Origin of the sequence: Paracoccus sp. IB05 (assembly GCF_016405985.1) — a bacterium.
In the GTDB taxonomy this organism is placed as follows: domain Bacteria; phylum Pseudomonadota; class Alphaproteobacteria; order Rhodobacterales; family Rhodobacteraceae; genus Pseudogemmobacter.
The window spans coordinates 38,054-45,687 of sequence record NZ_JAEFCF010000042.1; the positions used below are offsets into that span (position 1 = coordinate 38,054).

Annotated in this window: 6 protein-coding genes; 4 read left to right on the forward strand and 2 right to left on the reverse strand. The window is 63.7% G+C overall.

Going from position 1 to position 7,634, the window contains the following annotated elements; all coding sequences use genetic code 11:
* Nucleotides 1-84: 84 nt before the first annotated feature.
* The 4 genes from JC607_RS21010 (at nt 85) to JC607_RS21025 (ending at nt 4,466) form a co-directional block, all read left to right on the forward strand.
* On the forward strand, nt 85-1,032 hold the full coding sequence (locus JC607_RS21010; protein ID WP_198838781.1) for an ABC transporter permease: 948 nt from the start codon (nt 85-87) through the stop codon (nt 1,030-1,032).
* Nucleotides 1,029-1,871: an ABC transporter permease gene (locus tag JC607_RS21015; protein WP_198838782.1), complete on the forward strand. Its 843-nt coding sequence runs from the start codon at nt 1,029-1,031 to the stop codon at nt 1,869-1,871. The genes JC607_RS21010 and JC607_RS21015 overlap by 4 nt, the downstream gene beginning before the upstream one ends.
* Nucleotides 1,868-3,442, forward strand: a complete 1,575-nt coding sequence (locus JC607_RS21020) for an ABC transporter ATP-binding protein (protein WP_198838783.1) — start codon at nt 1,868-1,870, stop codon at nt 3,440-3,442. Before JC607_RS21015 ends, JC607_RS21020 begins: the two co-directional genes overlap by 4 nt.
* 133 nt (nt 3,443-3,575) lie before the next feature.
* Nucleotides 3,576-4,466, forward strand: coding sequence for a LysR substrate-binding domain-containing protein (locus JC607_RS21025; protein WP_198838784.1), 891 nt, complete (start codon nt 3,576-3,578; stop codon nt 4,464-4,466).
* 408 nt (nt 4,467-4,874) lie between these two features.
* Here the strand turns inward: JC607_RS21025 and JC607_RS21030 are convergent, their stop codons facing one another.
* Both JC607_RS21030 and JC607_RS21035 read right to left on the reverse strand, forming a co-directional pair.
* Entirely contained in the window at nt 4,875-6,482 is a 1,608-nt protein-coding gene (locus JC607_RS21030) for an isocitrate lyase (RefSeq protein WP_198838785.1), read from the reverse strand.
* 77 nt (nt 6,483-6,559) lie between these two features.
* Nucleotides 6,560-7,634 (reverse strand): aldolase/citrate lyase family protein (locus tag JC607_RS21035; protein WP_198838786.1); only part of this gene is annotated, 1,075 nt, incomplete at its 5' end.

The following is a 7,634-nucleotide window of genomic DNA, read 5'->3' on the forward strand; positions in this document are numbered from 1 at the left end:
CGCCACCCGAAACAGGGGTCGGGCCTTTGCGCCCGGCCCCCTTTCGCGCCTCGGCGCGGTTCAACTGAAAAAGGAGGGTGTCTGGTGTCCCTGGGCAAATTTCTGATCCGAAAGACCGCGATCGCGATCGCCACCATGGTGGCGGTCTCGTTCCTGATCTTTCTCGCACTCGAGGTGAATATCGAGGAAGTCGCCGTCAAGGTGCTGGGGCAGTATTCCACCGCCGATCAGCGCGCGGCCTGGCTGTTGCAAAACGGCTATAACGACCCGTTTCTGATCCGCTATCTCCGCTGGCTCGCGAATTTTGTGACCGGCGACTGGGGGCAGTCGACCTATTACCGCGCACCGGTGATGGATATGGTGCTGCCGCGCCTTGGCGCCTCGGCAATCCTTGCGGGCGGCGCGCTCCTTGTGATCATCATCTTCGGGCTTGGCCTTGGGATCCTTGCCGGGATGCGGCCTGGCACCGTGCTGGACCGGGTGATTTCAGTGTTTTCTGTCATCACTACCTCGATCCCGGATTTCGCCTCGGCGGTGTTTCTCTCGGGGATCTTCGTCTTCTGGCTCGGGCTGCTGCCAGGGGCCAGTACGATGATTTCCGGGTTTTCTTTCCGCGAGCTGATCCTGCCGGTCTCGGTGCTGGGGCTTTATTCGATGGGCTATCTGGCGCGCGTCACCCGTGCCTCGATGGTCGATGTGATGTCCACCCATTACATCCGCACCGCGCGGCTCAAGGGCGCAAGCCTGTCGCGGATCGTGTTGCGCCATGCGCTGAGAAACGCGCTGATCACGCCTGTGACCGTCATCATGCTGCAACTGCCCTGGCTCCTCTCCGGCGTGATCGTGGTCGAGGTGTTCTATGCCTATAAGGGCTTTGGCACCCTCCTTTATGACGCCGCGCTGAACCAGGACATCTATCTGATCGAAGCCTGCGCGATGATTTCGGTCCTCGTCGTCGTTCTGAGCCAGATCCTCTCGGATGTGCTCTATGGCTGGCTGAACCCCCGTATCGAGCTGGGAGCAAAAGCATGAAGGCGCTGACCCCCTACCTGCAAAAGCCGCTGGTTCTGATCGGTGGATTCCTCGCCTTCGGCTGGCTGCTGGTCGCGATCCTCGCGCCGGTCCTTGCGCCCTATAACCCGCTGCAAACCCTGCAGCCTCTGGTCAAACCCCTGACCACCGGATCGAATGGCGAATATTTCCTGCTGGGCACCGATATGCTGGGCCGTGATATCCTTTCGCGGCTGATCTGGGGCGCGCAGACCGTGGTGATCTATGCCACGCTTGCCACCCTGACTGCCTATATTCTGGGTCTGAGCTTTGGCCTGATCGCGGGCTATGCCGGCGGGCGCACCGATGCGGTGCTGTGTTTCCTCGCCAATGTGATCCTCAGCTTCCCGGTGCTGGTGCTTTACATCGTGATCATCGTGGTGATCGGTGCCTCTCCAGTGAATATCGTGATCGCGGTGACCTTCAGCTCGGCCCCGGCGATCTTCCGCATCGTGCGCGCCATCACCATTGATGTCGCCAGCCGCGATTTCGTCAAGGCCGCGATCACGCAGGGCGAAAGCACCTGGCGTATCCTGTTCATCGACATCCTGCCGAACACCACCGGGCCGCTCGCCGTCGATTTCTGCCTGCGGCTTGGCTATACCGCCATCACCATCGGGACGCTCGGCTTCCTCGGTCTCGGCCTGCCGCCGCCCACCCCCGACTGGGGCGGCATGGTGAATGAGGGCCGTGCCATGGCCATCGCCTTCCCGCATCTGGTGGTCTTTCCCTGTATCGCGATCTCGACCCTGACACTGGGCCTCAGCCTGCTGGCCGACGGGCTGCGTGAAGTGAATGATGCGAAGGAGCGCCAGGCATGAGCGACGCATTGCTTGATATCCGCAATCTCTCGGTCGCGCTGCCGAAAGGTGCCGACCGGCCTTTCGCGGTCCAGGGCGTTACGCTGGATGTGAAACCGCGGGAAATCCTTTGCATCGTTGGCGAATCCGGTTCGGGCAAATCAGTGTTGACCGCAACCCTGATGGGGGCCGCGCCCAAGGGTCTTTCGGTCGCCGGTGGCGAGGCCCTTATGGCGGGCCAGGACCTGCTGACACTTTCGGAACGGCAGTGGCAGAAGATCCGCGGCAAAGAGATCGGCATGATCTTTCAGGAGCCGATGGCCTCGCTGAACCCGGCCCTCACGGTGGCGAGCCAGATCGAAGAGGTCTTCATCCTCCATTCCGATATGTCAAAGGCGGATCGCGCCCGCGAGGCACGGCGCCTGGTCGAGGCAATGCATCTGCCCGAACCCGACCGCATCCTGAAAAGCTACCCGCATCAGCTTTCCGGCGGGCAATGCCAGCGCGTGGTGATCGCGATGGCCCTGGCGATGAGCCCGAAACTGCTGATCGCCGATGAACCGACCACGGCGCTGGATGTGACCACCCAGGCCCAGGTGCTGAAACTGATCCGGGAACTGCGCGATGTGCATGGCCATGGGATCATCTTCATCACCCATGATCTGGGCGTGGTGGCCGATATCGCCGACCGTATTGCGGTGATGCGGCGGGGCGAGGTGGTGGAGCTTGGCACCGCCGAACAGGTGCTGAAAGATCCGCAGCATGACTATACCAAGACCCTGATCGCGGCAGTTCCAAGCCTTGTGCCCCATGACCGCCCTGCCCCCGAGGCCGCCAAACCGGCGCTGGAGGTCACGCAGCTGAACCATGCTTACGGCGCGAAACAGGTGCTGCATGATATCAGCATCGCCGTCGCACCGGGCCGCGTGCTCTCGATCGTCGGCGAAAGCGGGTCGGGGAAATCCACGATCGCAAAGAACCTGATCCGGCTGATCGATCCGACTTCCGGCAGGATCGTGGTGGCGGGCGAGGATATTCTGGGCGCAGGCGGCGAGGGTCTGCGCGGGATGCGCAAGCGGATCCAGATGATTTTCCAGGACCCGTTCGGATCTTTGAACCCGCGCCGCCGGGTCGGGCCGATGATCGCCCGCGCCGCCGTGCTCTCGGGCGCCAGCCGCGCCGAGGCCGTCACCCGCGCAAAGGAACTGCTGGAGCTGGTGGGCCTTGAGCGCAGCGCCTATACCCGCAGACCGGCCGCCTTTTCCGGCGGACAGCGGCAGCGGATCGGCATTGCCCGCGCACTGGCGATGCAGCCCGATGTTCTGATCGCCGATGAAAGCGTCTCGGCGCTGGATGTCTCGGTCCAGGCCCAGGTGCTGGATCTGCTGGCCGATCTGCAAAAACGGCTGCAGCTTGCGGTCGTGTTCATCACCCATGACCTGCGTGTCGCCGCCCAGATCAGCGACGAGATCGTGGTGCTGAGCCAAGGCCATGTGGTCGAGCGCGGCCCGGCAAGCGAGGTCCTGACCCGGCCACAGCACCCCTATACCCGCGAGCTGATCGCCGCCGCCCCCGGGCGCGACGCGTTCTGAGGGAAAGCGGGCCAATGCGCCCCGGGCCAAAGCATCAGACGGGGCCTTGACGCGCGGCAGACAGCAGCAGAAGGTTCGGGGCGCGCCCGGTCGGCGCGCCCCCGTTTCCTGTGCCGGGAGCCCTGCCCTTCCGATGTCGTCCGCCCCCTCTCTGACTTCGCTGCGCGCTTTCGCGACCGTTGGCCAATGCCTCAGCTTCACCGAAGGCGCGCATCGCCTTGGCGTCACGCAAAGCGCGGTCAGCCGGCAGATCCGTCAGCTGGAAAGCACGCTCGACATCGCGCTCTTTCGCCGCATCGGCAATGCGGTCGAGCTGACCGAGGCCGGGGCGATCCTGCATGATCGCCTTGCCGGGGCCTTTGATCTGATCGACGACGCCGTGCAGGAGGCGCGCAAATCTGTGCCGCGTCAGAAGCTGACCCTGCTGGCGCCGCCAACCTTTGCCGCGCGCTGGCTCTCGCGCCGGCTGGTCTCGTTCCGGCAGCGTTTCCCCGATCTCGATCTCTCGCTGCATCTGAGCCCGGATGACAATGTGCGGTTCGACTGTGTGATCCGGTTCGGCACCGATCCGCGCGACCGCCAGTCATCGACCCGCCTGATGGTCGAGCAGCATATCGCGGTCTGCGCCCCCGATCTCTGGGCCGATCCCGAACGGCTGCGCGCAAGCTGCCTGCTTTACGTGCTGGACCGCGCGCTCCGGCTGCCCACCTGGGATAACTGGTTCGCCTCGGCTCAGCATGATCGTCGCGATCTGCCGGAAAATGCGATGGAATTCGCGACGCTGGACATGGTGACACAGGCCGCAGTCTCGGGGGCGGGTCTTGCGGTGATCGACCGCAATATGATTGAATCCGAGCTGGTTTCCGGCGCGCTGATCCAGATCGATCCGGTGGTGGTGACCGGCCCTTATGGCTATTGGCTGGACATCCCGACCGAGCGGCTGGCCCGCAGCCGGGTGGTGCATTTCGCCCGCTGGATGCAGCAGCTGGCGCTGCAGGGAACGCGCGCTCCCGCCGGCGACTGACCAGGCTGGCAGGCAAATGCGTACTGACCTCTGAGATTAGAGTGAACGCTTCTGCAAACCGCTCAGGCCGCATCCGAACCGGGCGGCTCTGGCGGGAGGGGCGACCTCGCGATGTGCCAGGCGCAGACCAGCCGCTCTGGCGCAGGCGAAGGGAGGCCGAACCCGGTGCAGAGCACCAGGCCCCCCGCATCGAAGCCCAGCCGCGCGTCGTTCACCACCTGCCGGATCTCACGCCACGGAAGCCGCGCCGGGATACGCGCGGCTCCACCGCCGCTTTTGCGCTGCGGAAGGTAAATAATGATCCGAAACCGGGGCCGGGCCAGAACAGCTCAGTGGCCTGGCAGGCGGCGCCGCCCCTTTGACAGGGCGGCGCCAATTGCCGGGAGAGCACCGGCAATGGTCGCGGGATCACTCCGCCGCGAACTGGTTCATGGTATTGGCGTGACCACCGGCTTTCAGCGCACGTTCGCCCGAGACCATTTCCTTGAAAGTGTCGCCAAGGTCTGACCCGACCTCATGCTGGTGCCTGACCGCCGAGACACCGCGACGGATTTCCTCGCGCTGCACGGTTTTGACATAGGCGAGCATCTTTTCCTCGCCGAAATAGCCGCGCGACAGCTCGTCGACGGATTTCGCGGTGAGGTGGAAGGTCGGCAGCGTGATCAGGTTGTGGAACACACCCGCCCGCGCCGAAATATCGGTCTGGAAGCGCTGAAGTCGCTGATCCGCCTCACGGCCCAGATCGGTCGCGTCGAAATCGGCTTTCATCAGTTCATTGCCTTCCGGGTAGTCGGTGGCTTTGATCCGGCCTGCTGCCAGCCATTCCTCGCGCACCTGTTTGCGCAGATTCAGCGTCCAGTTGAAGCTGGGTGAGTTGTTATAGGTCAGTTTCGCATTCGGCACCGCCTTGCGGATCTCGGCGACCATGCCGGCGATCTCATCGACATTCGGCGTGTCGGTCTCGATCCAGAGGAGATCGGCGCCGCCCTCGGTGAGGTTCGCGATGCAATCCTCGATCACCCGGGCGCGACCCGTGCCCTCCCTGAAGGGGAAGAGGCCGTTCGGCAGGCGCAGCGGCCGCACGAATTCGCCCCCCTGGTAAAGCGCCAGCTCGCCTTCCCGGATCGGGTTTGCGTCAGAGACCGGCTCTACCTTCAGCCATTTGTTATAGTGGCTGGCAAGGTCGCCCGGGCGGGCGGAGACCGGCACTTTTTGCGTGAGACCCGCACCGAGACTGTCGGTGCGCGCGACGATCACCCCCTGATCAACGCCGAGTTCCTCGAATGCGAGGCGGCAGGCGCGGAGCTTTTCAATGAAATCCTCGCGCGGTACGGTGACCTTGCCGTCCTGGTGGCCGCATTGCTTGGCGTCTGACACCTGGTTTTCGATCTGGAGGCAGCAGGCCCCCGCTCTGATCAGCTCTTTCGCCAGCAGATAGGTGGCATGTTCATTGCCGAAACCGGCATCAATATCGGCGATGATCGGCACGACATGGGTCTCGAACCCATCAATGGCGGCAATGGCGGCGTCGCGCGCCTCTTCGGTCTGCGCGGATTTCAGCGCGCGGAACAGATCGTTCAGCGCCACCTCATCGGCCTGGCGCAACGAGGTGTAAATCTCCTGGATCAGATCGGCGACGGCGGTTTTTTCGTGCATCGACTGGTCGGGCAGATGACCCCAGCGATTGCGCAGCCCCGCAACCATCCAGCCAGATAGATAGACGTAAGTGCCTTTCGCGGTGCCGCGCATCCGCTTGACCGCTTTGATCATTTGCTGGGCATGAAAGCCTGACCAGCAGCCCAGGGATTGCGTGAATTTCGACGGGTCCTGGTCATAGGCCGCCATATCGGCCCGCATCACCACCGACATTTCGCGGGCAATCTCGAGATGGCTCTCCCAGGAGTTTTGCAGCCGCAGCTGCACGATATCCTCGACCGAAACCCCACCCGCCGTCTGGCCGGTCGGGTAACGCTGCGCAACCTCGCGGCGCAGTTCTGCATAGGTCTTGCGGGGCATAGGAGATCCTTTCATGGAGAAGAGAAGGCTGGCAGGCACAGGCCCGCCAAAGGGGGAAAGCGTGGTCAGCCGGTCCATCAGTCGAGCGCGTTCAGCACGTCATAGGCCGGCAGGGTGATGAAATCGGGCGGCGTGGCGGCGGTGACCGCCTCATGCACGATCCGCGAGGCCGAGGCGTAGTGGCCGCAATGGAAGCCGGTCGGACCGAGGTGGCCGAGGATCGCGACGATCTCCTCCTGGATCAGCGAGGCGAGCCATTCCGCGGTCAGCTTCGTGTGGTCGCCATCGGTAAGCTGCACCTCTGCGCCATGGCGCAGCCATTGCCAGATCTGCATCCGGGCGATTTCGGCCGTAGCGGCATCTTCCATCAGCCCATGGATGGCGACCGCACCGCGTCCTTGCAGCCATTGCGCCAGATATTCGATCGCGACCGCGATATTGTCGCGCAGGCCGGCCTCGCTCACCCGTCCGTCATGCGGTTTCAACAGCATCGCGGGGTCGATCCGGTAATCCTGACGCGGGCGGCGGATCTGGTTCGGGCCAGGCATCGCGGCGTCGAACACCTCCAGCGCGACCGGCACGAGATCCGGATGCGCAACCCAGCTGCCGTCATGCCCAAGGCCCACCTCGCGCTCTTTGTCGGCGCGGACGCGGGCGAAGGCGGCCTCTGTCGCCTCCCGGTTATCGCGCCCTGGCACCACGGCAGACATGCCGCCCATCGCATGGATGCCGCGCCGATGGCAGATCTTGACCAGTCGCGCCGCATAGGTCGCAAGGAAGGCGCGGTCCATCGTCACTTCGGCCCGATCGGGCAGAACATAACCGCGATGTGCGCGCAATGTCTTGATATAGCTGAAGATGTAATCCCAGCGGCCACAGTTCAGACCGGCGATATGGTCGCGCAGCTCCCAGATGATTTCATCCATCTCGAAGGCGGCGCGCAGCGTCTCGATCAGCACCGTGGCTTTGATCGTGCCAGGCGCAAGACCGATTTCTTCCTGGGCATAGAGGAAGATCGAATTCCACAGCCGCGCCTCGCGGTGGTTTTCCAGCTTTGGCAGGTAATAGAACGGACCACGCCCGTCAGCGGCGAGCGTCTTGCCGGAATGGAAGACATGCAGCCCGAAATCAAACAGCGCCGCCGGGACCGGA

Excerpts from the sequence above, each read along its gene's own strand:
- JC607_RS21020 (WP_198838783.1), top strand. The coding sequence starts at position 1,868 with ATGAGCGACGCATTGCTTGATATCCGCAATCTCTCGGTCGCGCTGCCG.
- JC607_RS21015 (WP_198838782.1), top strand. The coding sequence starts at position 1,029 with ATGAAGGCGCTGACCCCCTACCTGCAAAAGCCGCTGGTTCTGATCGGT.
- JC607_RS21030 (WP_198838785.1), bottom strand. The coding sequence starts at position 6,482 with ATGCCCCGCAAGACCTATGCAGAACTGCGCCGCGAGGTTGCGCAGCGT.
- JC607_RS21025 (WP_198838784.1), top strand. The coding sequence starts at position 3,576 with ATGTCGTCCGCCCCCTCTCTGACTTCGCTGCGCGCTTTCGCGACCGTT.